The organism is Streptomyces sp. PA03-3a, from assembly GCF_033792735.1.
Lineage (GTDB): Bacteria > Actinomycetota > Actinomycetes > Streptomycetales > Streptomycetaceae > Actinacidiphila.
In genome coordinates this window covers 114402-139051 of record NZ_JARAVM010000022.1, presented here as the reverse complement: position 1 = coordinate 139051, position 24650 = coordinate 114402, and the positions used below count along the sequence as shown (strand labels likewise).

At 73.2% G+C, this 24650-nt stretch carries 25 protein-coding genes, 5 tRNA genes and 1 pseudogene; 20 read left to right on the top strand and 11 right to left on the bottom strand.

The genetic code is table 11. The features are described from left to right. Window positions 1-11: 11 nt before the first annotated feature. A complete protein-coding gene (locus tag PV342_RS25645; RefSeq protein WP_449706837.1) occupies window positions 12-941 on the bottom strand; it encodes a helix-turn-helix transcriptional regulator in 930 nt (309 codons plus the stop codon). Window positions 942-1225: 284 nt separating this feature from the next. Between PV342_RS25645 and PV342_RS25640 the strand changes: the two genes are divergently transcribed. After that, a complete protein-coding gene (locus PV342_RS25640; RefSeq protein ID WP_500318768.1) occupies window positions 1226-2272 on the top strand; it encodes an NAD(P)-dependent alcohol dehydrogenase in 1047 nt (348 codons plus the stop codon). 107 nt (window positions 2273-2379) lie between these two features. Here PV342_RS25640 and PV342_RS25635 read toward each other — a convergent pair whose 3' ends face one another. Then, window positions 2380-2991, bottom strand: coding sequence for a TetR/AcrR family transcriptional regulator (locus tag PV342_RS25635; RefSeq protein WP_026250790.1), 612 nt, complete (start codon window positions 2989-2991; stop codon window positions 2380-2382). Window positions 2992-3138: 147 nt separating this feature from the next. Here PV342_RS25635 and PV342_RS25630 point away from each other — a divergent pair, with 147 nt between their 5' ends. The 4 genes from PV342_RS25630 to PV342_RS25615 all read left to right on the top strand — a co-directional run bounded on the left by PV342_RS25630 (window position 3139) and on the right by PV342_RS25615 (window position 6611). After that, window positions 3139-4056, top strand: a complete 918-nt coding sequence (locus tag PV342_RS25630; RefSeq protein WP_386993369.1) for an ABC transporter permease — start codon at window positions 3139-3141, stop codon at window positions 4054-4056. Then, window positions 4049-4846, top strand: a complete 798-nt coding sequence (locus tag PV342_RS25625; RefSeq protein WP_386993368.1) for an ABC transporter ATP-binding protein — start codon at window positions 4049-4051, stop codon at window positions 4844-4846. Before PV342_RS25630 ends, PV342_RS25625 begins: the two co-directional genes overlap by 8 nt. Window positions 4847-4941: 95 nt before the next feature. Then, window positions 4942-5733, top strand: a complete 792-nt coding sequence (locus PV342_RS25620) for a VOC family protein (protein WP_500318767.1) — start codon at window positions 4942-4944, stop codon at window positions 5731-5733. Between the two features lie 83 nt (window positions 5734-5816). Beyond that, window positions 5817-6611, top strand: a complete 795-nt coding sequence (locus tag PV342_RS25615; protein ID WP_500318766.1) for a VOC family protein — start codon at window positions 5817-5819, stop codon at window positions 6609-6611. 24 nt (window positions 6612-6635) lie between these two features. Here the strand turns inward: PV342_RS25615 and PV342_RS25610 are convergent, their stop codons facing one another. After that, window positions 6636-7547 carry a YceI family protein gene (locus PV342_RS25610; RefSeq protein ID WP_400807589.1) on the bottom strand — a complete coding sequence of 304 codons (912 nt, stop codon included), beginning with the start codon at window positions 7545-7547 and terminating at the stop codon, window positions 6636-6638. A gap of 44 nt (window positions 7548-7591) precedes the next feature. Continuing rightward, window positions 7592-8221, bottom strand: coding sequence for a TetR family transcriptional regulator (locus tag PV342_RS25605; RefSeq protein ID WP_400807586.1), 630 nt, complete (start codon window positions 8219-8221; stop codon window positions 7592-7594). 140 nt (window positions 8222-8361) lie between these two features. Here PV342_RS25605 and PV342_RS25600 point away from each other — a divergent pair, with 140 nt between their 5' ends. Beyond that, entirely contained in the window at window positions 8362-8517 is a 156-nt protein-coding gene (locus PV342_RS25600) for a hypothetical protein (protein ID WP_500318765.1), read from the top strand. 28 nt (window positions 8518-8545) lie between these two features. Beyond that, the gene (locus tag PV342_RS25595; protein ID WP_500318764.1) at window positions 8546-8842 is read left to right on the top strand and encodes a DUF4190 domain-containing protein; all 297 of its coding nucleotides are present in this window, start codon (window positions 8546-8548) and stop codon (window positions 8840-8842) included. A gap of 114 nt (window positions 8843-8956) precedes the next feature. Here the strand turns inward: PV342_RS25595 and PV342_RS25590 are convergent, their stop codons facing one another. Further along, entirely contained in the window at window positions 8957-10384 is a 1428-nt protein-coding gene (locus tag PV342_RS25590; protein WP_500318763.1) for a helix-turn-helix domain-containing protein, read from the bottom strand. A 206-nt stretch (window positions 10385-10590) separates the two neighbouring features. Here PV342_RS25590 and PV342_RS25585 point away from each other — a divergent pair, with 206 nt between their 5' ends. Next, window positions 10591-11220, top strand: coding sequence for a hypothetical protein (locus PV342_RS25585; RefSeq protein WP_329184502.1), 630 nt, complete (start codon window positions 10591-10593; stop codon window positions 11218-11220). 79 nt (window positions 11221-11299) lie between these two features. On the opposite strand, the gene PV342_RS25580 is transcribed toward PV342_RS25585, so the two are convergent. Further along, window positions 11300-12913, bottom strand: coding sequence for an ABC-F family ATP-binding cassette domain-containing protein (locus tag PV342_RS25580; protein ID WP_500318762.1), 1614 nt, complete (start codon window positions 12911-12913; stop codon window positions 11300-11302). Window positions 12914-13587: 674 nt separating this feature from the next. Here PV342_RS25580 and PV342_RS25575 point away from each other — a divergent pair. Continuing rightward, a tRNA-Met gene (locus tag PV342_RS25575) sits at window positions 13588-13661 on the top strand. A gap of 109 nt (window positions 13662-13770) precedes the next feature. On the opposite strand, the gene PV342_RS25570 is transcribed toward PV342_RS25575, so the two are convergent. Further along, window positions 13771-14040 carry a DUF6343 family protein gene (locus PV342_RS25570; protein ID WP_386993360.1) on the bottom strand — a complete coding sequence of 90 codons (270 nt, stop codon included), beginning with the start codon at window positions 14038-14040 and terminating at the stop codon, window positions 13771-13773. Between the two features lie 138 nt (window positions 14041-14178). Here PV342_RS25570 and PV342_RS25565 point away from each other — a divergent pair, with 138 nt between their 5' ends. The 5 genes from PV342_RS25565 (at window position 14179) to PV342_RS25545 (ending at window position 19508) form a co-directional block, all read left to right on the top strand. Next, window positions 14179-15279 (top strand): MFS transporter, encoded by a 1101-nt coding sequence (locus PV342_RS25565; RefSeq protein ID WP_500318761.1) that lies wholly within the window; start codon window positions 14179-14181, stop codon window positions 15277-15279. Between the two features lie 35 nt (window positions 15280-15314). Continuing rightward, entirely contained in the window at window positions 15315-15839 is a 525-nt protein-coding gene (locus tag PV342_RS25560) for a SigE family RNA polymerase sigma factor (protein WP_018558090.1), read from the top strand. Between the two features lie 59 nt (window positions 15840-15898). Continuing rightward, the gene (locus tag PV342_RS25555) at window positions 15899-17116 is read left to right on the top strand and encodes a hypothetical protein (RefSeq protein ID WP_500318760.1); all 1218 of its coding nucleotides are present in this window, start codon (window positions 15899-15901) and stop codon (window positions 17114-17116) included. A gap of 158 nt (window positions 17117-17274) precedes the next feature. Continuing rightward, the gene (locus PV342_RS25550) at window positions 17275-18747 is read left to right on the top strand and encodes an FAD-binding protein (protein WP_500318759.1); all 1473 of its coding nucleotides are present in this window, start codon (window positions 17275-17277) and stop codon (window positions 18745-18747) included. A gap of 29 nt (window positions 18748-18776) precedes the next feature. Continuing rightward, window positions 18777-19508 carry a tyrosine-protein phosphatase gene (locus PV342_RS25545; protein ID WP_500318758.1) on the top strand — a complete coding sequence of 244 codons (732 nt, stop codon included), beginning with the start codon at window positions 18777-18779 and terminating at the stop codon, window positions 19506-19508. Between the two features lie 262 nt (window positions 19509-19770). Here PV342_RS25545 and PV342_RS25540 read toward each other — a convergent pair whose 3' ends face one another. Beyond that, a complete protein-coding gene (locus tag PV342_RS25540; protein ID WP_361008769.1) occupies window positions 19771-20007 on the bottom strand; it encodes a hypothetical protein in 237 nt (78 codons plus the stop codon). 19 nt (window positions 20008-20026) lie between these two features. Next, window positions 20027-21172 (bottom strand): inorganic phosphate transporter, encoded by a 1146-nt coding sequence (locus PV342_RS25535; RefSeq protein ID WP_361008771.1) that lies wholly within the window; start codon window positions 21170-21172, stop codon window positions 20027-20029. Window positions 21173-21348: 176 nt separating this feature from the next. On the opposite strand from PV342_RS25535, the gene PV342_RS25530 reads away from it, so the two are divergent. Beyond that, the gene (locus tag PV342_RS25530; RefSeq protein ID WP_400807564.1) at window positions 21349-21981 is read left to right on the top strand and encodes a DUF4291 domain-containing protein; all 633 of its coding nucleotides are present in this window, start codon (window positions 21349-21351) and stop codon (window positions 21979-21981) included. On the opposite strand, the gene PV342_RS25525 is transcribed toward PV342_RS25530, so the two are convergent. Both PV342_RS25525 and PV342_RS25520 read right to left on the bottom strand, forming a co-directional pair. Then, a complete protein-coding gene (locus PV342_RS25525) occupies window positions 21959-22336 on the bottom strand; it encodes an MmcQ/YjbR family DNA-binding protein (RefSeq protein ID WP_400807563.1) in 378 nt (125 codons plus the stop codon). The genes PV342_RS25530 and PV342_RS25525 overlap by 23 nt on opposite strands. 136 nt (window positions 22337-22472) lie before the next feature. Then, window positions 22473-22718 (bottom strand): annotated as a pseudogene (locus PV342_RS25520) (zinc carboxypeptidase); the annotation flags it as partial. Between the two features lie 199 nt (window positions 22719-22917). On the opposite strand from PV342_RS25520, the gene PV342_RS25515 reads away from it, so the two are divergent. The 5 genes from PV342_RS25515 (at window position 22918) to PV342_RS25495 (ending at window position 24649) form a co-directional block, all read left to right on the top strand. After that, a tRNA-Gly gene (locus PV342_RS25515) sits at window positions 22918-22990 on the top strand. Between the two features lie 14 nt (window positions 22991-23004). Further along, window positions 23005-23076 (top strand) — tRNA-Glu (locus PV342_RS25510). Between the two features lie 20 nt (window positions 23077-23096). After that, window positions 23097-23169, top strand: a tRNA-OTHER gene (locus PV342_RS25505). 15 nt (window positions 23170-23184) lie between these two features. Beyond that, a tRNA-Ala gene (locus PV342_RS25500) sits at window positions 23185-23257 on the top strand. A 30-nt stretch (window positions 23258-23287) separates the two neighbouring features. After that, the gene (locus PV342_RS25495; protein WP_400807562.1) at window positions 23288-24649 is read left to right on the top strand and encodes an SDR family NAD(P)-dependent oxidoreductase; all 1362 of its coding nucleotides are present in this window, start codon (window positions 23288-23290) and stop codon (window positions 24647-24649) included. Window position 24650 lies beyond the last annotated feature (1 nt).

The window sequence follows — 24650 nt, the reverse complement described above, 5'->3', positions numbered from 1 at the left end:
GCGGGACGCCGTCAGGCGGAACGCCGGTCGAACCCCCGGGTGGTGCCGGCGCGGGCGGGAGCGCCGTCGTGCCCGCCGGTGTCCCGTGGTGCCTCCGGCTCCCGGGCGCTCCAGCTCGCGAGCAGCTTCCAGGCGTCCTGCGAGGCCTGCTCCCCAGCCGGCAGGTACATGAACAGGGTCTGGTCGGGCTCGCCCGGCATCGTGAACGCCTGGTACTCGACGGTCAGGTCGCCGACGACGGGGTGGTGGTGGCGCTTGCTCCCGTGGGTGCGGTCGAAGACCTTGTGGTCGGCCCACCAGCGGCGGAAGTGCTCGCTCTTCATGGCCAGTTCGCCCACCAGCTCGGCGGTGCGGGTGTCCTCGGGGTGGCGGCCGGCGTCGAGACGGAGGGTGGCGGTCATCTCGGCGGCGACCTGCTCCCAGTCCGGGTACAGGGCGCGGGCGGCCTCGTCCAGCAGGATCCAGCGGGTGAGGTTGCGCTCGCGTGCCGGCATGGCGTCGAAATCCGCCATCAGCGCGCGGGCCAGGTGGTTGGCGGCCAGTACGTCGGTGCGGCGCCCGAGCACGAAGGCGGCCTGGTCGACGAAGGAGTCCATGAACCGGCGCATCCCGGGCCTGACGCGCTGGACGGTCGGCGCCGAGCGGCGGCGGGCGGTACCGGGCTTGGGCCCGGTGAGGTCGAACAGGTGGGCACGTTCCGCGGCGTCGAGCCGCAGCGCGGCGGCCACCGCCTCCAGCACGCCGGCCGAGGGGCTGATCTGCCGCCCCTGCTCCAGCCGCGTGTAGTAGTCGGTGCTCACTCCTGCCAGTTGGGCGACCTCCTCGCGGCGCAGCCCCGGCACCCGCCGGTAGGCGCCCCGTTCGGGCAGCCCGGCCGATTCGGGGCTGATGCGGGCGCGTGATCGACGCAGGAACTCGCTGAGCTCGACGTTGCGGGCCATGCGTCCATTCTCGCTCGCGGGGTGGCGCGGGCGACCCGGGAAAGGGGGTCGCCGAGTCCTACGCAGCCGATTCCCCGGCAGGTCAGGGCCCGAAAGCGGCCCCCGCGGCCCGGTTGCCGCGTGGTGTCCTGGATCTCGGAGGCCCACCGGGCAGGCACGGATCCAGCCGAGCCCCCGTTCCCGGTCCCCCTCCCTCCCGCGGACGGCGTCCCCGAGCGCATCGGGGCCGCCGCCTGCCGCGATCACCGAGCGTCACGGCACCGATCCATGAGGAGACCACGGACATGACCAGCACCACCCACGCGTACGCCGCTCACGCCCCCAAGTCCCCGCTGGAGCGCACCACCATCCGGCGTCGCGCGGTCGGCGAGTTCGACGTCCTGATCGACGTCAAGTACTCCGGCATCTGCCATTCCGACATCCACCAGGTCGACGAGGGCTGGGGTGAGGCGATCTTCCCGATGGTCCCCGGCCACGAGATCGCCGGCGTCGTCTCCGAAGTCGGCCCAGGTGTCACGAAGTTCGAGGTCGGTGACCGGGTGGGCGTCGGCTGCATGGTCGACTCGTGCCGTACCTGCGACAACTGCAGGGCGGGCCTGGAGCAGTACTGCACGGGCGGCGGCATGATCTTCACGTACAACGCGGTCGGCAGGGACGGCGAGCCGACGTACGGCGGCTACTCCCGGACCGTCGTCGTCGACGTGAACTACGTCCTGCGCATCCCGGACGGCCTCTCCCTGGACGTGGCCGCGCCCCTGCTCTGCGCCGGCATCACCACCTACTCCCCGCTCCGGCACTTCGGGGCCGGACCGGGCAGGAAGGTGGCGGTCCTGGGCATGGGCGGCCTCGGTCACCTGGCCGTCAAGATCGCCCATGCGCTCGGTGCCGAGGTGACGGTGCTCTCGCAGTCCCTGAGCAAGAAGGACGACGGACTGCGGCTGGGCGCCGACCACTACCGCGCCACCAGCGACCCGAGGACGTTCGAGGAGCTCAAGGGCACCTTCGACACCATCCTGTCCACCGTCTCGGCACCGCTCGACTTCGGCGCCTACCTCAAGCTGCTGAGGACCGACGGCGCGCTGGTCAACCTCGGCCTGCCCGAGGAGCCGATCTCCCTGGACCTGTTCTCCGTGATCAACGGCCGCAGGACCATAGCCGGTTCCCTGATCGGCGGCATCGCGGAGACCCAGGAGATGCTGGACTTCTGTGCGCGGCACGGCATCGGCGCGGAGATCGAGCTGATCCCCGCCGACCGGATCAACGAGGCCTTCCGGCGCATCCTCGCGAGCGACGTGCGCTACCGCTTCGTGATCGACGCGTCCACGATCTGACCGGGCCGCGGCCCGCGCGGGACGCGACCGCCACGGGGCCGCCCGCCGACCGCACCGGGCCGGCGGGCGGCCCCGGCCGTTCGCCGCGCCCCCGGGGCGCGCTGGCGTCAGGCCGAGGCCGCCAGGGCGGCGACCGTGGCGACGGCGAGGCGGTCGAGGTAGCGGGGGGTGAGGGGGGAGCGGAGCACCGCGAGGCGCCAGTAGAGGGGACCGGCGATGAGGTCGAGGGCGAGGTCGCAGTCCGTGCCGGCGGGGAGCTCGCCGCGTTCGACGGCGGCCTCGACGATGGCCGTGGCGATGCCGCGCTGGGTGTCCCGCAGCGCGGTCTGCAGGGTCTCGGCGATCTCCGGGTGGCGGGCGGCCTCCGCCAGCAGGTCGGGGATGATCTGCGAGGCGACGGGGTGCCGCAGCGCCCGCGCCGTCACCTCCAGCAGCATCCGGATGTCGCCCAGCAGGCTGCCCGTGGCGGGCGCCGGCATCCCGACCGCCGCGACGGCGGAGACCACGTCGAGGACGAGCGGAAGCTTGGAGCGCCAGCGCCGGTAGACGGCGGCCTTGCCGACGCCCGCGCGCCGCGCGATGCCCTCGATGGACATCCGTCCGTACCCGACCGCGGCGAGTTCCGCGAAGACGGCCGCGCGGATCGCCTCCGTGACATCGTCTCGGAGCACTGCCGCCCCGGCGGGGGCGCGTCGTGGGGGTGCGGTGTCCGGTGCCATGTCCGGCAGCCTACGCGACGACGGGACGGAACGGTTGCGTTCCAACGCTCGTGTGGTCTAACGTCCTGGTAACGACGATACGGTCTCGTTCCGTCGGCGCACAATCGCCCCCTCGCGCCTCACCCCCCGAACGGAAGCGCCACCCTCGTGAGCCTTGACATCGAGTCCTCCTCAGCGGCGACCGCGCCGCCCGGCGCCCCGGCGCCGTCCCCCGCAGAGCTGGCGGCCAGACACGGCCTCACGGTCAGCGGGGCCCGTCCCGGCCTGGGCGCCTACGTGCGGCAGCTGTGGGGACGTCGGCACTTCATCACCTCGTACGCCACCGCCCGCGTCTCGGCGCAGTACACGCGGGCCCGCCTGGGCCAACTGTGGCAGGTGCTGACACCGCTCCTCAACGCGGCCGTGTACTACCTGATCTTCGGCCTGCTGCTGGGCACCGACCGCGGCGTCGACAACTACATCGCGTTCCTGGTCACCGGCATCTTCGTCTACACCTTCACCCAGTCCTCGGTGATGGCGGGCGTCCGTGCCATCTCCGGCAACCTCGGCCTGGTGCGGGCCCTGCACTTCCCCCGCGCCAGCCTGCCGATCGCGCAGACGATCATGCAGCTGCAGCAGCTGCTGATGTCGATGCTCGTGCTCTTCGCCATCGTGCTGATGACCGGCGAGGTGCCCGGCCCGTCCTGGCTGCTCGTGATCCCGGCGCTGCTGCTGCAGTCGGTCTTCAACGCGGGCCTGGCGCTGGTGATGGCGCGGCTCGGCAGCAAGATGACCGACCTCGCGCAGCTGATGCCGTTCATCCTGCGCACCTGGATGTACACCTCCGGTGTGATGTACAGCATCAGCCACGTCGCGGCGCACGCGCCGCAGGCCGTGAAGATCCTGCTCGGCCTGAACCCGGCGGCGGTCTACATCGACCTGATGCGCTTCGCGCTGATCGACAGCTTCACCTCCGAGCAGCTGCCGCCCCACGTGTGGGCGGTCGCCCTGGGCTGGGCACTGGTCATGGGTATCGGGGGCTTCGTGTGGTTCTGGAAGGCTGAGGAGAAGTACGGCCGTGGCTGAGCACATCGACACCGCCCCGGGCGGCGAGCGCGTCCCCACCGTGATCGTGGACGACCTGCACATCGTGTACCGGGTGCACGGCGCGGGCAGCGGCCGCGGTACCGCGGTCAACGCCCTGTCGCGGCTGGTCCGCCGCAAGGGAGCCAACCCGAACGTCCGCACCGTGCACGCCGTGCGCGGCGTGAGCTTCACCGCCCACCGGGGCGAGTCCATCGGGCTGATCGGCTCCAACGGCTCGGGCAAGTCCACCCTGCTCAAGGCGGTGGCGGGGCTGCTGCCCGCGGAGAGCGGCAAGGTGTACACCCAGGGGCAGCCCTCGCTGCTCGGTGTGAACGCCGCCCTGATGAACGACCTGACCGGCGAGCGCAACGTCATGCTCGGCGGCCTGGCGATGGGCATGTCGCAGGACGAGGTGCGGCAGCGCTACGAGCAGATCGTCGAGTTCTCCGGGATCAACGAGAAGGGCGACTTCATCTCGCTCCCGATGCGGACGTACTCGTCCGGCATGGCGGCCCGTCTGCGCTTCTCGATCGCCGCGGCCAAGAGCCATGACGTCCTGATGATCGACGAGGCGCTCGCGACCGGCGACAACCGGTTCCGCAAGCGCTCGGAGGCGCGGATCCGCGAGCTCCGCCAGGAGGCCGGCACCGTCTTCCTGGTCAGCCACAACAACAAGTCCATCCGCGACACCTGCGACCGCGCCATCTGGCTGGAGCACGGCACGCTGCGGATGGACGGCCCCACGGACGAGGTGCTCAAGGCCTACGACGCGTTCACCCAGGGGAAGTGACGCCGCCCGGCGCGAGCCGGGCACCGGTGCCAGACTGAGGACGGACATCGGGACCACGGCAGCACCGGGCACGCACGCAGGCCAAGGAGACCGCCATGCTCACCACCCAGTACGTCAACGGCGCGCCGAACTGGATCGACCTCGGCAGCCCGGACACCGGGGCGGCGGTCTCCTTCTACACCGGGCTCTTCTCCTGGGACGCGCAGCCGCTCGGGCCCGAGGCCGGCGGCTACGGCTTCTTCCGCCTCGGCGGGAAGACCGTGGCCGCCTTCGGGCCGCTCAGCGAGAAGGGCATGCGGTCCTCCTGGACGCTCTACTTCCAGACGGCCGACGCCGACGCCACCGCCAAGGCGGTCGAGCAGGCGGGCGGCACCGTGCGCGTCGCGCCCTTCGACGTCTTCACCAACGGCCGGATGGCCGGTTTCACCGACCCCGGGGGAGCGGAGTTCGCCGTGTGGCAGCCCCGCGACATCAAGGGCCTCGACGTGGTCACCGAGCCGGGCAGCCTCGGGTGGGCCGAGCTGTACGCGCCGGACGCCGCGGCGGCCGGCGCCTTCTACGGCGCGGTCCTGGAATGGCAGACGCAGGACGTGCCGCTCGGCACGACCAGGTACACCGTGCTGTCGACCTCGGGCGGCGGCCGGGAGGCCTCCCTGGGCGGGATCGTGGAGATCACCGGCGAGATGCGGGAGGCCGGCGTCACCCCGCGCTGGCTGCCGTACTTCGAGGTCGACGACGCCGACGCGGTGGTGGCCAAGGCCGGGCAGCTCGGCGGCACGGTCGTCATGGCGCCCCGGCACACCGAGGGCGTCGGCCGCTTCGCGCACCTCGCGGACCCCTTCGGCGCGCTGTTCGCGGTCATCGCCAGCCAGCCCGGGCAGAGCTGACGGGGCGACACGGGGGCACTGTCAGTGCCCGCTGCAAGACTGGGAGTCACCAGGGCACAGCACCCCCGTCGAAGGAGCACCCCATGCTCAGCACCGACTACGTACCCGGCGCGCCCAACTGGCTCGACCTGGGCACTCCCGACGTCGACGCCTCCGTGGCCTACTACCGCGAGGTCTTCGGCTGGGACCACCTCTCGGCCGGTCCGGAGGCGGGCGGCTACGGCATGTTCCGGATCGCCGGCCGGACCGTCGCCGGCATCGGACCGAACAACGAAACCGGTGTCACGACCGCGGCCTGGGAGCCGTTCTTCCAGACGGCCGACGCCGACGCCACCACCAAGTCCGTCGAGCAGGCGGGCGGCGGCGTGCGGTTCTCCCCCATGGACGTCTTCGACCTCGGGCGGATGGCGGCCTACGCCGACCCGACCGGGGCCCGCTTCTGCGTGTGGCAGCCGGGCGAGAACAAGGGCCTGGACGTCGTCGACGAACCCGGGACGCTGTACTGGACGGAGCTCTTCACCACGGACGCGCCCACGGCACTGGCCTTCTACCGCTCGGTCTTCGACTGGCGGACCGAGGACTCCGGGATGCCAGGCGCCGCCTACACCCTGATCTCCCCGGCGGGCGGCGGCGAGAGCGACGCCCACGGCGGCGTCATGCAGCTCGACGAGCAGATGCTCGCGGCCGGCACGGGCGCGCACTGGCTGCCGTACTTCGAGGTGACCGACTGCGACGCCACCCTGGCCAAGGCCGTGTCGGCCGGCGGCACGATCCGCGTCCCCGCGACGGAGGTGCCGGAGGTCGGGCGCTTCGCCCAGGTCGTCGACCCGCAGGGCGCGGCCTTCGGCGTCATCACGCCTCCGCCCTCCGCGGGCTGAGGAGGCGCACGGCGGCTACTCCGGCTACTCCGGCGGCGTCGGGGTGTCGTGGCGGGAGAACATGGCCTGGACGTCGAGTTCCAGCTTGATGGTCGGGCCCACCACCGCGATGCCCCGCGCCAGCATGCTCTGCCAGTTGAGGGTGTAGTCGTCGCGGTGCAGTTCGGCGGTGGCGAGGGCCGCGCACCGCAGCTCCTCGCCGTAGCCGCCGGTCGCCAACCCCAGGTAGTCGGTGTCCAGCGTCACCGAGCGGCTGATGCCGTGCATGCTGAGGTGGCCGTGGACGGCCCAGCGCGAACCGCCCTCGTGCACGAAGCGGTCGCTCGCGAAGCGGATCCAGGGGTAGGCGGCGACGTCCAGGAAGTCGCCCGAGCGGAGGTGGTTGTCCCGGGTCCGGTTGCCGGTGTTGATGCTCGCGGCGTCGATGGTGATCTCGACGTGGGAGTCCTCCATGCGCTCCGCGACGCGTATGCCGCCCGTGAAGCGGTCGAAGCGGCCGTGCACATGGGCCATGCCGACGTGCTTGGCGATGAACCGGACGGCCGTGTGCGGAGGGTCGAAGAACCAGGTGCCCGGCGGCGGCAGTTCGAGTTCCGGCGACGGCGCCAACCGCACCGCGCCGATGGGGGACTGCAGCCCGTCCGCGATCTCCACGGTGCCCCGGTAGGGCTGCATGCCGTCCGCGCTGATCATCACGGAGTAGTGCCCGGGCGGCAGTGTGGCGAGGAACGTCCCGTACGGGTCGCTGGTCGCCGTCACCTGCGGGCGGTGGGTACGGGCGTCGGACACGGTGACCTCGGCGCCGCCCATCGGCCGGCCGGAGGGGTCGAGCACCTGACAGCTGATCAGTCCCGCGCCCTCGGCGATCGGTGGCAACAGTCCGGGGTCCGCGGATCCGCCCACCGTCCGATTGCGCCTAAAGAGTGCGAAAGCCATGTGATCACCTTAGATGGCGAATCCACGCAAGTGTCAATTCCCCCTCAGGTGTCCAGCCAGTGGCGTCGCCCCAGGTGGATCAGGTAGAGCTCCTTGCGGGCCCGTTGCGTGATGTCCTCCTCGGCCGCGGCGTCGCCGGCCGGCGCCTCCATGAAGGCGATCGCCGTCATCAGCATGCGGTCGACGTACAGTTCGGCGAGCATGTGCACGTCCTCGGGCGACCAGCCGTGCGAGACGGGCTGCGTGCCGAGCGCCTCGGCCACCTCGTCGGCGAAGAGCGAGAGTTCGGCGGCGATGGCCTCCCTGACGGCCTGCACCCCGCCGTGCCGCTCGCGGGCGATGAAGCGGATGTGCGGCCGGTGGTCGCGCACGTGCCGGGCGATGAGGCGGACGGAGTGCGCGATGACCTCCTCCGCGTCGTCCTGCTCGGCGAGGATCGCCCGGATCATGGCGTGCAGACTGCCCAGCGACTCGGCGACCAGGGCCACCCCGAGGTCGCCCATGTCGCGAAAGTGCCGGTAGAACCCGGCGGGCGCGACGCCCACTTCGCGGGTGACCTCGCGCAGTCCCAGGCTGCTCAGGCTCTGGTTCTCCAGCAGGCGCAGGCCCGCGTCGAGGAGGGCCCGCCGGGTCTGCTGCTTCTGGGCCTCACGGGCCCCGAGGGTGTGACTCATGTCATCCAGTAAACAGCTGTTCGCCGAGTTGTGCGAGAGTAGGCTACCGACTCAGTGAACAACTGTTCTTCCAGTTGTTCACTGAGTTCCGACGTCCGCATCCCGCAGTGCCGTCCGGCAACCGAGAAAGGCACCCGTCCGTGACCCTCCTCGTCGTCCTGGTCGCCATGGGAATCCTCCTGGGCACCGTCTCCTACACCCCGCTCCCCGTCTTCCTCGTCGCCGCGGGCGTGGTCGGTGCCTGGCTGCTCGCGTTCTACGTCCGCGAGCAGGCCGGGCGCCACCGCCACCGCTGACCCACGTCTCCCAGGGGGGAACCCACCCATGGACTCCTACGTACCCGCTCGTGACCGCGAACTGCGCGCCAGGGAAGCCCGGTCGGGCTCGGACGGCTCCGACGGCATGGCCGTGGCCTCGTTCGCACTGGGCCTGGTCGGCCTGCTGGCCTTCAACATCGTGCTCGGCCCCTTCGCCCTGATCCTCGGCGGCATGGCGCTCGTCCGGGGCACCGAGCGTCCCGTCCGGGCGATCGCGGGCCTGGTGCTCGGCGCGGCCGACCTGATGGTGCTGGTCGTGCTCATCACCATGAACAAGGGCCTCATCTGGCCGTTCGGCCTCTGACCGCAGGGGAGGCGGCCGACGGGAACGGGGGAGGGGGTCCCCACTCCGCACGGGGGGAGTGGGGACCCTTCCGTACCACCAGGACCGGGGCAGGCGGCACTTCGGCGACGGGGCCTAGTTGCGGGTCCAGCCCGCGGGGGACCAGTACTCGTACTCGGGGCGGCCCTTGACGCCGCTGGTGCGGAAGGGACGCCCGCCGTCGTCGACGCGGACCGTGCCCGACCGGCCGCCCGCGCTCCACTCCAGTTCCAGGAACCAGTCGCAGTCGCAGCGCACCGTGCGGGCGTGCACCCGGAGCACCAGCGGGTCCTGCGCGGAGACCTGGTAGGGCAGACGCACCACGGGGAGGGTGTGCTCGCTGTCGCTGCCGTCGCGCGGTTGCGGCTGCGGACGGGCCGCGTCGAGGTCCACCGCGTACTCGGCGGGCGTCAGCGCTCCGCCGCAGCCGTTGTCCATCGAGTACGAGGACCAGCGCGGCGGGTCGCGGCGCTCGACGACGCGGATGTGCAGGGCCTGCACCACCACCGGGGCCGACCCGCGCCCGCGGATCGTGGTCTCGACGATGGTCGTGGCGCCGTGCACCGCGCCCAGGGCGGTGGCCCAGGCACGCGCGTCCTGGGAGAGCGGCGGGGGAGGGACGTCCGCGGGCGGCCGGTCGATGAGGTAGTGATGCCCGCAGCCGTTCTCCCAGACGTGCGAGCGCACGCTCCAGACCAGCGGCCGCGCCGGCACCGGGGTGCGGGAGGCCGTGCCACCGCTGGGGGAGCGCGGAACGGCCTTCGTGTCCTTCACCGACGGCCCGGTGGACGGGGTCCGGCCGGAGGGCGACGCGCCGGGTGACACCGGGACGGTACCCGTACCGCCGGGCGAAGGGGGTGTGCCGTCCGTGCCGCCGGGGCGCGCGGAGGAGGAGGTGGCGGCCCGGGCCGGCGGGCCCTCGCCGCCGGCGCCGTCGGTCATCGCCAGCGCGGCGCCGGTGAGCACCAGCGCGGCCACCGAACCGGTGACGGCCGGCCGGGACAGCCGGCGGCGCCAGGAGCACGGCCGCCGCGGCGGCGGGACGGTCCCGATCGGGTCGAGTTCGGCGGGCGTGACCGGGGCCGCCGCCTCGGGCACCGGCAAGGGTGCCGGTGCGGCGGGGACGCCACCGGCGGGCACGGCGTCCTCGCCGCCGTCCGTGCCGCCCTCGCCCCCACCCTCCCCGGCGCCGCCCCCACCCTCCCCGGCGCCGCCGTCACCCTGTTCGCCGCGCTCCGCCCCGGCACCGGCGACCCCGCGGTTGCCCACGCGCCGGACCGCGTCCGCGAGCACCCACCGGCGGTGCAGCTCGACCAGTTCCTCCGGCCCCGCGCCGCACAACCGCGCCAGACGCTCCACGACCGCGTAGTCCGCCGGCACGGCGTCGCCGTTGCAATAGCGGTGCAGGGTCGAGGTGCTGACGTGCAGCCGGCTCGCCAACTGCCCGTAGCTCAGCCCCGAACGGTCCTTCAGCTCACGTAAATTCCGGGCGAAGTGCTCGCTGCCCGCCGCCGTACCACCCATGTCCCGCGCCCCCGACGCCTGTCCGTGTCCCGGCCGCCCGTTCCAGGGCGCTCACGTCCCCCCAGGCCAGGGTACGCGCAACCGTTCCAGCGTCCCGGAAGCCGCCGCCGCTGTTGCCGGCCGTGACGGCGCCGCGCAGGCTGGGACCAGCACCGCCGCCCGTCGGCGGCGGTCCTCGTCCACGACCTGACCACGGGGGAACCACCTTGAACAGCACACTCGTCCGCCGCGCCGCCGTGACCGTGATGTCCACGGTCGCGGCCACCTCGCTCCTGGCCGCCGGTTCCGCGGAGGCCGGCGCCACCGCCGCGCCCACCGCGGCACCGAGGTTCCTCGCGCCGAAGGAACTGCCGCCGTACCCCAACTCGCCCTGGTACGCGGACCGGGTCAAGAGCGGCCTGCCCGAGGGCGGCACCGCCTGCACGCTGCGCGGCCTGCCCCGCAAGGGCGTCTCGCACCGCTCCTTCTGGACCGAACTGGACACCAACGCCCAGCAGGTCACCTTCACGACCAAGAACAGCAAGGCGGCGCGCGACCTCGCCGCCGAGCTCCGCAAGTCCGTGCGGGGCTGCGCCGCGCGCTTCCTGGCGCAGAACCCGGGCTCACAGGCCGACTGGAAGGACTTCGGCGGCCTCGCCGTGGAGGAGGGCGCACACGTCTACGGCGTGCACGTCGCACCCCCCGAGTCCGAGCACAACGTCCGGCTGTACGGCATCGGCCGCGACGGCCGCACCGTCACCGTCGTCGAGTGGGGCCAGATGGGCACCCTCGACCAGATCCCCCTGAAGGCCTTCAAGAAGACCACCCGGACCGCCGTCAACAAGCTGTACCGCTGACGGAGCCGCCGGGCGGACCACGGACACCGGCGGCGGGGCACCGGGGGGCGCCCCGCCGCCGGGGACGGCACCGCACCCGTCACAGCGGCTCTACGAGCGTCAGCCCTTCGGTGTCGAGCCGCAGCCAGCGCGTGACGCCGATGCCCCGCAGGAACGCCAGGTCGTGGCTCGCCACGATCAGCGCCCCCTCGTAGGAGGCCAGCGCCGTCGTCAACTGCCGCACGCTCGCCATGTCCAGGCTGTTCGTCGGCTCGTCCAGCAGGAGCAGCTGCGGCGCCGGCTGGGCGAGCATCAGCGCCGCGAGCGAGGCCCGGAACCGCTCCCCGCCCGACAGCGAACCGGCCGCCTGGTCGGCCCGCCCGCCGCGGAACAGGAAGCGGGCCAGCGACGCGCGGATGCGGTTGCCCGTGGCCTCCGGGGCGAACCGCGCCACGTTGGCCACGACCGACAGCTCGTCGTCCAGGACGTCCAGCCGCTGCGGCAGGAAGCGCAGCGGCACATGTGCCAGCGCCTCACCCGCGGCTGGGGGCAGTTCGCCGGTGATCGTCCGCAGCAGCGTCGTCTTCCCGGCGCCGTTCCGGCCGACCAGCGCGATCCGTTCCGGGCCGCGCAGCTCCAGGTCCCCGGCCGGTGCCCCGTACGCCGTCCGCAGCGAACGCAGCGTCAGCACGGTCCGGCCCGCGGGGACCGCGGTGTGCGGCAGGTCGACGCGGATCTCGTCGTCGTCCCGCACCGCCTCGACGGCCTCGTCCAGCCGGTCCTTCGCCTCGGCCAGCCGCTCGGTGTGCAGGACGCGGTGCTTGCCCGCCGAGACCTGGGCGCTGCGCTTGCGCAGTTTCATCACGGCGCGCGGCTCCCGCTTGGTGTCGTACATCTTCTGCCCGTACCGGACCCGCCGGGCCAGCTTGACGTTGGCGTCGGCCAACTCCCGCTTCTGTCGCCGCACATCGGACTCCGCGACGCGCAGCATGCGCTCGGCGGCGTCCTGCTCCACGGCCAGGGCCTCCTCGTAGGTCTCGATGTCGCCCCCGTACCAGCGGACCCCGCCGTCGCGCAGTTCGGCGATCCGGTCGACGTGCCGGAGCAGTTCGCGGTCGTGGGAAACGACCACCAGCACGCCGTTCCAGCCCGCGACCGCCTCGTGGAGCCGCCGCCTGGCCTCCAGGTCCAGGTTGTTGGTCGGCTCGTCGAGCAGCAGCACGTCGGGCCGGCGCAGCAGCAGGGCCGCCAGCCGCAGGAGGACGCACTCGCCGCCGGACAGCTCGCCGACGACCCGGTCGAGGCCGACGTGGCCCAGCCCGAGGCCGTCCAGCCCGGCCCGGGCCCGCTCCTCCACGTCCCAGTCGTCGCCGACCGCCGCGAAGTTCTCCTCGCGTACGTCACCGGCCTCGATGGCGTGCAGGGCGGCCCGCGCCTCGGCGATGCCCAGGGCCTCGTCCACCCGCAGCGCGGTGTCGAGGACGACGTCCTGCGGCAGGTACCCGACCTCGCCGGCGACACGCACCGTGCCGTCGGTGGGGGTCAGTTCGCCCGCGACGAGCCTGAGCAGGGTCGACTTCCCCGAGCCGTTGAGCCCGATCAGGCCGGTGCGGCCGGGGCCGACGGCGAGCTGGAAGCCGTCCAGGACGGGAGTGCCGTCCGGCCAGGCGAAGGACAGGTCGACGCAGGTGATGGACAGGGTGGGATGTCCCATGTGGTCCTCCGGGGTGCTCGTGAATGACGACGGGTCGACACACGGGGACACCGGAAGGCGGGCGCTGCACAGGGCGGCTGCTCACGGCCGAGGTCGCACAACGGCCCGCGCGGTCGCCGCTTCGGCGCCGCGGGCACGGTGTCCCAGACCTCAGAAGAGCAACGGCCTTCTCCAATCGGACGGTGGCAGGGCCGCGGCCGAAGCTACGCCGGGACGGGGCCCCCGGCAACGGATTTACGGGGCGCCCGGCCCGGCAGGGTGCCGCCGTGATCTCCCCGCCGCCCGGCCACCGCTCCCGACGGGCGCACCGCCGCCCTCCGCTTCACCGCCGAGCTCGTGGCCCGGGTCGCGACCCCGTAGGCCCTGTCCGGGCACTCCTGGCCGCTCGCCGCGCTCTCCGTGGTCGTGCTGATCGGCCTGCCGACGGTGTTCGCCACTCCCGGCGACAAGGCGCAGGTGATCGTTCCGTCCCCGGAGCGGTGACCGTCGCGCTGGTGCTGCCGCAGCTCGGCGCGGCCGTCGTCTCGTCCTGGGCGGTCTTGCCCGCCCCGGTCGCGGCGCTGGTCAGCGCGCTTGCGGCGGCCGCGGTCGTGGCCGGGATCCCCTGCCGGCGATGGCTGACGGGAAATGGATTTGGTCCTGGCGCCGAGACCCCGTAGGGTTGTGTTCACCGACGCGGGGTGGAGCAGCTCGGTAGCTCGCTGGGCTCATAACCCAGAGGTCGCAGGTTCAAATCCTGTCCCCGCTACTGAAGCCGAGGGCCCGGTGCGAAAGCACCGGGCCCTCGGCCTTTGCGGCCTGTAGGTACCCCTGCGTGGCCGGCCGCGCGCACGGCGTTCCGGCGCCGCGGTCGTGCCTCAGCGTTTGCGGAGCGGTTCGTAGGGCGGGACGTCGCGACCCGGCTGCCAGTGCGGGCCCTGGCGGATGTGCCGGACGATCACGACGAGATCGGTGGCCGCGGCGAGCGCCAGCAGGCCGAAGAACACGGCCCACCCGGTGCGCCCGAGCTCCGCGAAGAGAACCGTCCCCGCGATCGCCCAGGCCAGCCCGAAGGCCGCCAGCGCGAGCCGCGTCCGCAATGCGCTGCGAGCCCGCAGGGGCTCATTCCCGGTACGTCCCATACGCATGGAAAACGCCTCCTCATTCGGTTCGTACCCGGCTACGCTCGTCCCATGACATGGCGACATTGATCCTCACCGGAGTCCCCTCTGGCGCGCAGGCTCTACGCCTACGCCTTCCTCGAGGACCTGATCCCGCTCTACCCGGTGTACGCGGTGCTCTTCGCCGGCGCCGGGCTGTCCGAGGCCGGGATCTCCTCGCTGTTCGCCGTGTGGTCGCTCACGGCGTTCCTGCTCGAGGTGCCCTCGGGCGTGTGGGCCGATCGCTTCTCCCGGCGCGCCCTGCTCTTCGTCGCGCCCCTGCTGGCCGGGGCGGGCTTCACGCTGTGGACGCTGTGGCCGTGCTACGCCTCCTTCGCGGCCGGGTTCGTCCTGTGGGGCGCCGGGTCCGCGCTGCGCTCCGGGGCGCTGCAGGCCCTGGTGCACGAGGAGCTGAACCGTGTCGGCGCCCGCCACGCCTACGCCCGCCTCACCGGCCGGGCCCAGGCACTCGGCACCACGGCGGCCCTGGTCGCGACCGCGCTGGCCGGGCCGCTCCTCGCGGCCGGCGGCGACCGCGCCGTCGGACTCGCCAGCGTCGCGGTCACCGTGCTGACCGCCGCCTCCGCCCTCGCGCTGCCGGAGCCCCGCGCCCGGGCGGCCGCCCCCGCCGAGGCCGATGCAGCCGCCTCGTACACCGGGCTGCTGCGCGAGGCCCTGGGCCAGGCCCGGCACACCCCCGGCGCCGGGCGCATGGTGGCGGTCGTCTCCCTGCTGGCCGGTGCGACCGCGCTGGACGAGTACGTCCCCCTGCTCGCTCAGGCGACCGGCGTGCGGCTGTCCCACGTCCCCCTGCTCGTCCTCCTGGCGACCGCGGGAGCCATGGCCGGCGGCTGGCTCGCCGGTCGCGGAACGCGCTGGGCACCGCTCGCACCGGTGGCGGCCGCGGTCTGCCTGGCCGCGGGCGCGGCAGGCGCGCATCCGGCGGGCGTGGCCCTGGTGGCCCTGGCCTTCGGCCTCCTCGACTGGGCGACGACCGCCGCCGACGCCGCCCTCCAGGAGCGCATCACCGACCGCACCCGCGCGACGGTCACCTCCCTGGCCGGCCTGGGCTCCGAGGCCGGGTCGCTGCTGCTCTTCGGCCTCTGGGCCCTGGGCTCGCACTGGTCGGGGCCGGGACCGCTGTTCGCCCTCGCGGCGCTTCCGCTCCTGCTCCCCGTGCTCCTGCTGTGGCGGTGCAACATTTTCCCGCCCTCACGACGTCAGTGAGGTGAGGGCGGTGCCGGACGACAACGGGGTGGGGCATGCACGAGGACCGTACAAAGGAGTACCTGGACTTCGCGGCGAGCCGCGCGGGACACCTCTTCCGGTCGGCGTGCCTGCTCACCGGCGGTGACACCCACCTCGCCGAGGATCTGGTGCAGGAGACCCTCGGCAAGCTGTACGTCACCTGGCGGCGGGTGTCCCGGGTCGGCAACCCCGCCGGCTACGCCCAGACCGTGCTCGTCCGCACCTTCCTGACCCACCGGCGGCGGCGCAGCAGCGGCGAGTCCCCCACGGGCGAACTCCCCGACGTGCCCGCGGGCGCCGACGGCTCCGACAGCGACACCGCGCTGCTGCGGCTCACCCTCCTCGACGCGCTGACCCGGCTGCCACCCAAGGACCGTGCGGTCGTGGTCCTGCGCTACTGGGAGGACCGCAGCATCGAGGAGACCGCCGACGCCATGCGGGCCAGCTCCAGCGCCGTGCGCACCCGCTCGGTCCGCGCCCTCGCCAAGCTCCGCGAACTGCTCGGCGACAGCCTCGCGGAACTCGTCTCCACCTACTGACCTCCCCTCTCGCCTTCTCTTCCCTCCTCTTCCCCTTCTCCTCCGGACGGTGGTCCACCATGCCCTTCGAAGACGACCTCGGTGCCGCACTGCGGCGCACCGGCGCCACCTTCAGCACCGACGGCGGCGCCCTGGTCGCGACCGCCCACACCCGGGGCCGGCGATCCCGCCGTCGCCGGACGGCCGCCGTCGTCGGCACCGTCGCCGCGGTGGCGGCCGCGGGGATGACGGCCGCGCTGGTCGTACCGCGCGGGGACGCACAGAGCACCGGCCCCGCGGCGGCGGTGACGGACACCAACCCCGGATGGGGGCCCGAGACGCCCTCCGACCGGAAGATGCTCGCCCTCTTCGAAGGCCTCCTCCCCGAGGGCAGGATCCTCAGCGGGCACGCCACGGACACGGAACCCGTGGCGGACATGTGGCCCAGGGCCCAGGTCCTCTGGGACGACGGCCGCGGCGCCTCGACGATCGCCGTCGACCTCAGCCGCGCCACGCCCGGTCGGGACCTCACGCGTTGTCCCGACCTCACGACCATGAAGCAGGGCAGCGCCTGCACGCGTACGGAACTCGCGAACGGGTCGGTGCTGGTGGTCCTCAAAACCTGGGAGTACCAGGACGAACGCGAGGGGCCGGAGAACTGGCGGGCCGTCCTGACCACCCTGGACGGCTTCGTAATCGCGGTCGACGAGTGGAACGCGACCGAGCAGAAGGCCGAGCACACCACCCGGGACCACCCTCCGTTGAGCGCGGCCCAACTCGCCGCCCTGGTGGGCGCACCGGAGTGGAAGCGGGTGCTCGCCTCGTTCCCCGACCCGCCGGCCATGCCGGAGGAGCCCGCCGCGGGATCGGGTGAGGTGAGCGGCAAGGAGATCCTCGAGCGCCTCAAGGCGGTCATGCCGTCAGGGCTGAAGATCACGGAGCCGGTCGGCGAGGAGGGCTACGCCCACGTCACCGTGGACGACGGCCACGGGGCCACTCTGGTCGAGGTCAACGTCCAGCACTGGGACCCGGAGCGCACCGGGGACCTGCGCTTCTCGAATCCCGAGACCCTGCCGGACGGCACCCTGGTGGACACCGAGAAGGGACGGGGCGACAAGGGCGGAGCAGGGATCCGGCAGTGGAAGGCCGACACCCTGCGTCCCGACGGTCTGCGGGTCGTCATCGCGGAACTCAACTCCGGCGCCTACCACCGGCCCCCCACCCGTTCCGCACCCGCCCTGAGCATGGACCAGCTCGTGGCCGCCGCGACCGACTCCCGGTGGAACTCGCTCGGATGATCACTCGGGCGGCCCGCCCGGCGGGCCGCCCGGCGACCGGCCGGTCAGCGTCGCGGCTGGCCCCCACGGGATTGAGCGACTTCCCGCCGACAGGGCGCAACCAGGCCTAGAATCCGCAACTGTTGCACCGTGAACCGACCCGTTCAGGGGGAGCGCGCATGTCCCGACTTCCGTCCAGGCGTGCCATGTTGCGGACGGCGGCCACGGCCGCGGGCGCCGCGGTCGTCGGCTTCGACCCGATCGGCAGAAGCTGGGCCGCGGCCGGGACGGCCGCGGACCGGGCGGACGACGCCTTGGTGGGGCTGCCCCACCTGGACGGGACGCTGCTCACCGACGACGCCTCGCTCGGCGCCGCCGCGGACGACTTCGGACACATCGTGCACCGCAGGCCGGCCGCGGTGCTGCGGCCGGGGTCGGTGGACGACGTGGTCGCCATGGTGCGCTTCTGCAACCGGCACGGGCTGAAGGCGGCGCCGCGCGGCCAGGGCCACGGGACGTCCGGCCAGGCCCAGGTGGACGGCGGCCTGGTCGTCGAGACCACACCGCTGGCGCACATCGGCCCGGTCGGGCCGCGCAGCCGTACCGTCACCGTCGGCGCCGGGGCCAAGTGGAGCGACGTCACCAGGGCCACCCTCGCGCACGGCCTCACGCCGCCCGTCTTCACCGACTACCTCGAACTCTCCGTCGGCGGCACGCTGTCCGTCGGCGGACTCGGCGGCCAGAGCCACCACCACGGCGCGCAGGTCGACAACGTCACCGAACTGCAGGTCGTCACCGGCGCGGGCGAACTGGTGCGCTGCTCCCCGTCGCGGCACCGGGACCTGTTCGAGGCGGTGCTGGCGGGCCTGGGCCAGTGCGCCGTCATCGTCTCCGCCACGCTGCGCCTGGTGAAGGCCCCGACAACGGTCCGGCACTATCTGCTGCCGTACCACGACCTGGGGCCCTTCCTCGCCGACCAGCGACTGCTCGTCACCGACGGCCGGTTCGGCTACGTGGAGGGCCAGGTCGTCCCGGACGCGAACGGCGCCTTCCGCGGCTACGTCCTGGAGGCCGTCTCCTACGACGCCGCGCCCGACGACGCCGCGCTGCTGGCGGGGCTGCGCCACGACGCCGCGGGCGTGCAGACCGAGGACCTCGGCTACTTCGACTTCCTCGACCGGCTGGCCCCTTCGGTGGCGGCACTCAAGGCCGCCGGCCTGTGGGACTTCGCCCACCCCTGGCTCAACCTGCTCATCCCCGGCGAGAAGGTGGCCGCCGTGGCCGGCGGGATCCTCGACGCGCTCACGCCCGCCGACCTCGGCCCCGGCGTCGTGCTCCTCTACCCGCTGCTGCGCGAGCACCTGCACCGGCCCCTGCTGCGGGCCGGCCAGGACCCGGTCCCGTACCTGCTCGCCGTGCTGCGCACCACCCCGCCGCAGGACACCGCGACGGTCGACCGCCTCCTGGCCGCCAACCGGACCGCGTTCGAGGCCGCCCGGGCGGCCGGCGGCACGCAGTACCCGGTCGGCTCCGTCCCGTTCGGCCGTGCCGACTGGCGCATCCACTTCGGCTCCGCGTGGCCCGCCCTGGCGGCGGCCAGGCGGCGCTACGACCCCCGGGGGATCCTCGTCCCCGGGCAGGAGATCTTCTGAAGCGGACGGCCGGCCCGTAGGGTCCCCCCATGGGGAGACACATCGCGTTCGAGCGTCTGCACAACTTCCGTGACCTGGGCGGCTACCGCACGGCCGAGGGCCGCGCGGTGCGCTGGGGGAGGCTCTACCGTTCCGACGCGCTCTCGAAGCTCGGGGGCGCGGACCTGGAGCGGTTCACCGGCCTCGGGGTGCGTACGGTCATCGACCTGCGCTACCCCTTCGAGATCGAGGCCAAGGGCCGTGTCCCGGAGGCCACCGGGGTCGCCTACCACAACCTCAGCATCGAGCACCGGCCCTATGACCAGACCGCCTTCGGGCCGGAGGTCGAGACGACCGCCTTCTACGCGCGGCTGCACGCCGAGGTCGCCGCCGACGGCGTCAAGGAACTGACGCGGGCGCTGGAGCTGATCGCCGCGGAGGGCAAGGGACCCCTGGTCTTCCACTGCGCGGCGGGCAAGGATCGCACGGGTCTGCTGGCGGCGCTGGTGCTCGGGCTGCTGGGTGTGCCGGAGGAGGACATCGTCGCCGACTACGCGCTGAGCGAGCTGGCGACCGCCCGTCTGCTCGCGGACTGGACGGCGGCCAACCCGGAGCGGAGCCTGCGCTGGCCCGGCTGGGGGCGGGCACCCGCCGACGCGATGCGGATCTTCCTCGCCGGCCTGGCCGCCGAGCACGGTTCCGTAGAGGGCTACGCCCGCGCGCGACTCGGCACGGACGACGCCCTGATCGCCGACCTGCGGGAGGCCCTGCTCACGGACTGACGGACGCCGGATCGCGCGACGTGCAACCACTTGGTTGCGCCATCAAGCGCCTTGCGGAGGAACCCACCGCGCGGGACCCCGGTGCGCCCTGACCGCCGTGAACGGGGTACATCCCGGCGCTCAGCGACACCGGCCGACTACGCGCGCGAAGTCGTCGGCAGCACCATGGAAATCGCGGCGCGGCGCTTCGGGGGCCGTCCGGCGGTGGCGTTCCAGCTCTACCCGCGGTAGCGGCCGGGCGGGGCGGCCGGGGCCGCCTGCCTCAGCCCGGGACGATCACGTCGATCCCGTAGGCCGCCACCGCCAGGCACGCCGCGAAGCACAGGGCCGCCACGGCCAGGGCCGCCTTCTCCTGCCCGTCGCGCGGCTGCCCGTCGCGCGGGCCGCTGCCGGCGCGGCCCCATGCGGCGACACCCAGCGAGAACATCACCACGACGGCGATCGTGATGCCGAGGCTGGCCCCGAACACGCTGCCGAGGTTGCCCCACTTGACGTCCATGCGGATCCCCTCCTCACCGCTACCGGGACGACTGGCCGGCGGGGCTCGGCTCCGGCGCACCGGCCCGCGCGTCGTTGACGTTGTCCGCGTTCACCGGGCGGCGCCGCGACAGCAGGTAGAACCCCGCCGCGGCGACGACGGCCACGCCCGCCACCAGTGCGACGCCCAGGTCGCCGTGGTCCGCGACCCAGGCCGCCACCCCGCCCACGGCCGCCGCCGCGGGGAGCGTCAGCACCCAGGACACCGCGATCCGCCCGGCGACTCCCCAGCGCACGTGGGCGAGTCTGCGGCCCAGTCCGGCACCCAGGATGCTGCCGGTGCAGACCTGGGTGGTGGAGAGCGCGAAGCCCATGTGCGAGGAAGCGAGGATCACGGAGGCCGCGCTGGTCTCCGCGGCGAAGCCCTGCGGGGTCTGGATGTCGGTCAGTCCCTTGCCCATGGTGCGGATGATCCGCCAGCCGCCCATGTACGTGCCGAGCGCGATCGCCAGCCCGGCGCTCAGCACCACCCACCACGGCGGGCCGGTGCCGGGCGCGAGCAGGCCCCCCGAGATGAGCGTCAGTGTGATGACGCCCATCGTCTTCTGCGCGTCGTTGGTGCCGTGGGCGAGTGCCACGAGCGAGGCGGAGCCCACCTGGCCGGCCCGGAAGCCCCGTTTCACCCTGTCGCCCCGGGTCCGTCTGGTGATCACATAGGCCAGGTAGGTGGCCAGCATCGCGACCACGCAGGCCACGACCGGTGAGGCGACCGCCGGGACGACGATCTTCTCCAGGACCTCGCCCGCGTTGACGGCGGACGCGCCCGCGCCCACCCAGACCGCGCCGATGAGCCCGCCGAACAGCGCGTGCGAGGAACTGGAGGGCAGGCCGAGCAGCCAGGTGACGAGGTTCCACAGGATGGCCCCCACCAGCCCGGCGAAGATCATCGCGGCGGACACCCGGGCGTCGTCGACGATGCCGTTGGAGATGGTCTTGGCGACCTCGGTGGACAGGAAGGCACCCAGCAGGTTCAGCACACCGGCCACGGCCACGGCCACCCGGGGCGCGAGGGCGCCCGTGGCGATCGACGTCGCCATGGAGTTGGCCGTGTCGTGGAAGCCGTTGGTGAAGTCGAAGGCGAGGGCCGTGACGATGACGATGACGATGAGAAAGGAGACAGTGCCCACCGCGTACCTCCCACCAGGGTGCGGTGCGGTTCGCCGGGCCCTCCGTACCGATGGCGGCTCGGGATTCCAGGCTAGGCGAGGTACCGGTGCTCCGCATCGCACGGACCGCCGCCGGGGTCGGACCACGGTAAAACCCGTGGCGCGAGGGCGGACGCCGTGGGCAGGATGCCCGCATCATGGAGAGCACCGAGATGCCGCGCCGGATGATCAGGGCCGCGTACACCGACGAAACCGTGACGGTCTATCAGGCGTACCGCCCCGCGATCGGCGACCACGCCGCGCTTCACGGCCGCTTCCCGGAGAGCTGGAGCCGCTCCCGGATGACGTGGATCAAGCCGTCCTTCCTGTGGATGATGTACCGCAGCGGCTGGGGCCGTAAGGAGGGGCAGGAGCGGGTGCTCGCCCTCGACATCAGCCGCGACGGCTTCGGCTCGGCGCTCCGCCGGGCCTGCCTGTCGCACTTCGACCGCTCGGTGTACCCCGACCGTGAGACCTGGGCCGAGCGCGTGCGGAGCACGCAGGTCCGGGTCCAGTGGGACCCGGAGCGCGACCTCCTTCTGCGTCCGCTGCCGTACCGCTCGCTGCAGGTCGGGCTCACCGGCCGCGCGACGCGCGACTACGCCGACCACTGGATCGTCGGCGTCCGGGACGTCACGGGGCTCGCCCACCGCGTACACGAGCTCGTGCGCTCCGGCGACCGCGAGGCGGCCGCCGCGCTGCTGCCGCGGGAGCGGGCCTATCCGCTCGACGAGGAGACCTCCGCCGTGATCGGCGCGACGCCGGAGCCTAGCGGGCGTCCAGCTCCGTGACGAGCCGTTTCGGGGCGACCACGCGGTAGCTCTCCTCGACCCAGTCGCACAGCACCTCCACGGAGGGTGCGTCCCCGGTGAGGGGGACGCAGACCCAGCCTGCCCTGCCGAGGCCGTAACCCGAGGGCTGGGCGCCGGGGACCGACAGGGCGTGCTCGTGGAGCTGGGGGTCCATGAGCTTGACGTTGATGCCGGGCGGGTGGCTCCCGTCGCCGGCGCCGAGGAAGACGAAGACCTTCTTGTTGACCTTGACGACGCTCTCCCCCCAGGGGAACTCCTCGGCCGAGCCGGGGAGCGTGAGCGCGAAGGCGCGCACCTTCGCGCGCACGGCGAGCGGGTCGTGGTCGGTGGTCACGGGGCCTCCCCGGGCGGACGCGGACGGCGGTCGACGGGCACGCGTACGCCTGATGGTAGGCCGGTGCCGGCCCCGTACCCGGGCAGGCGGGCCCCGCGACGCGCGCGGCGCGGCGGGGCCGGTCGTACCGTGCGGTTCAGGAGCAGTACTGCGCCTGCTTGCCGATGGCGTGGTACATGCAGTCCGCGTTCTCCAGGAGCCGCAGCACCGCCTCGCGGTTGCGGCTGGTCTGGGCTGGGATCACCTGGTCGGGCGGGTAGAAGCCCGAGGAGCCGTTCGGGCCGGGGTACATCTCGAAGGTGTACGCCCAGATTCCCTGGGTGCCCCAGAGCCAGTCGCCGATCGACCCGTCGGTGATGTAGAGGTCGCGCAGGCGAGCAGCGCGGCGGTGACCGTCGCCCGTCTGCCGGTCCTGGGGATGCGCATGGTCGTCCTCCTGGGTGTGGGGGTGGCGCAGGAGTCCGGACCGATCGTGAGGAATGCGTGCTTCGATTGCGAACGCCCGGAATCCTCCGCCGGATTGGCCGGTGGGACCTGCTTGCGGGGATTCCGCGGCGGCGCCGGTACGATCGCGTCAATGCCCGGGCGTAGCGCAGAGGCAGGCGCACCGCCTTGCCAAGGCGAATCACGCCGGTTCGAATCCGGCCGTCCGGGCAGCGCAGGCACACGGGCCCGTAGGGCAGAGGCAGACCCGCCGCCCTCTCAAGGCGGATACGCCGGTTCGAATCCGGCCGGGCCCCCGATAGGATCATCGCAATGCCCGGATGTAGCGCAGAGGCAGGCGCCCCTCCCCTCAAGGAGGGATCACGCCGGTTCGAATCCGGCCGTCCGGGCAGCCAGGGGCACACGGGTCCGTAGCGCAGAGGCAGGCGCCGCCGCCTAGGCAAGGCGGATACGCCGGTTCGAATCCGGCCGGATCCACCGGGTGGCGCCGGAGAACGGGCAGGGGCAGTGGGGGACACGGGCGGTATCACGGAGGCGGAACTCGCGGCCTTCGACGCGGTGGTCGGCAGGCTGCGCGAACTGCCCGTGGACGACCCGGTACGGCTGCGGGCCGAGCAGGTGGCCGCCTCCTTCGCCCGTGACGGACGGCTGCGGCGCCGCAAGACCCGGCGTGAGGACCGCGCCACAGCGGACGCGGAGGTCGTGGCGGCCACCGCGACCGGTGCGCGGGAACGCCGCGAGGACGCACCTCTCGACGAGATCCCGGCGGGCGGGGCCGCGGGGGAGTTCGCCAGGCCCCGCCGCTGCTACGTCTGCAAGTCCCCCTACCGGCGGGCGGACGCCTTCTACCACCTGCTCTGCCCCGGCTGCGCCAGGGACAACACCGCGCGCCGGCGGGCCCGTACCGACCTCACCGGCCGGCGTGCGCTGCTGACCGGCGGCCGCGTGAAGATCGGCTTCCAGCTGGGTCTGATGATGCTGCGGGACGGCGCCGAACTCCTGGTCACCAGCCGCTTCCCACAGGACACGCTGCGCCGCTTCACCGAGGCGCCCGGCAGCGAACGGTGGCTGGAGCGGCTCACCGTCGTCGCCGTCGACCTGCGCGACCCCCGCCAGGTCGTCGGCCTGTGCGAACGGCTCCGCGAGACCGGTGAGCCGCTCGACATCCTGGTCAACAACGCGGCCCAGACCGTCCGGCGGCCCCCCGAGTCGTACGCGGCCCTCACAGCGGGCGAACGCGCACCGCTGACCGCCGGGGCGCGGGCCGGGGCGGTACTCACCGCCCCCGGCTTCGGCACCGTCCATGCGCTGCCGGCCGCAGCCGGGCCCACCGCCGAACTCCTGCTCGCCGAGACCGACGAGGCCGGGCTGCTGCCCGATCTCGCTCCCGAGAACTCCTGGTCGGCGGAGCTCGGCGGCCTCGACCCGGCCGAGGTGCTGGAGACCCAGCTCGTCAACTCCCTCGCCCCCGCGCTGCTCTGCGACCGCCTGCTGCCCCTGCTGCTCGCCTCACCGAGGCCGCGCCGCTACATCGTCAACGTCACCGCCGTCGAGGGCCGCTTCGCGGTGCGCAACAAGACCGCCGGCCATCCGCACACCAACATGGCCAAGGCCGCCCTCAACATGCTGACCCGCACCAGCGGGCCCGCGCTCGCGGCGCAGGGCGTCCACATGTGCAGTGTCGACACCGGCTGGATCACCGACGAGAACCCGCTGCCGAAGAAGACCCGGCTGGCAGGCCAGGGCTTCCGCACCCCCCTGGACATCGTGGACGGCGCGGCCCGGGTCTACGACCCGATCGTGCGCGGAGAGGCCGGGCACCCGGTCTCCGGCGTCTTCCTCAAGGACTACCGGGAAGCCGAGTGGTGAC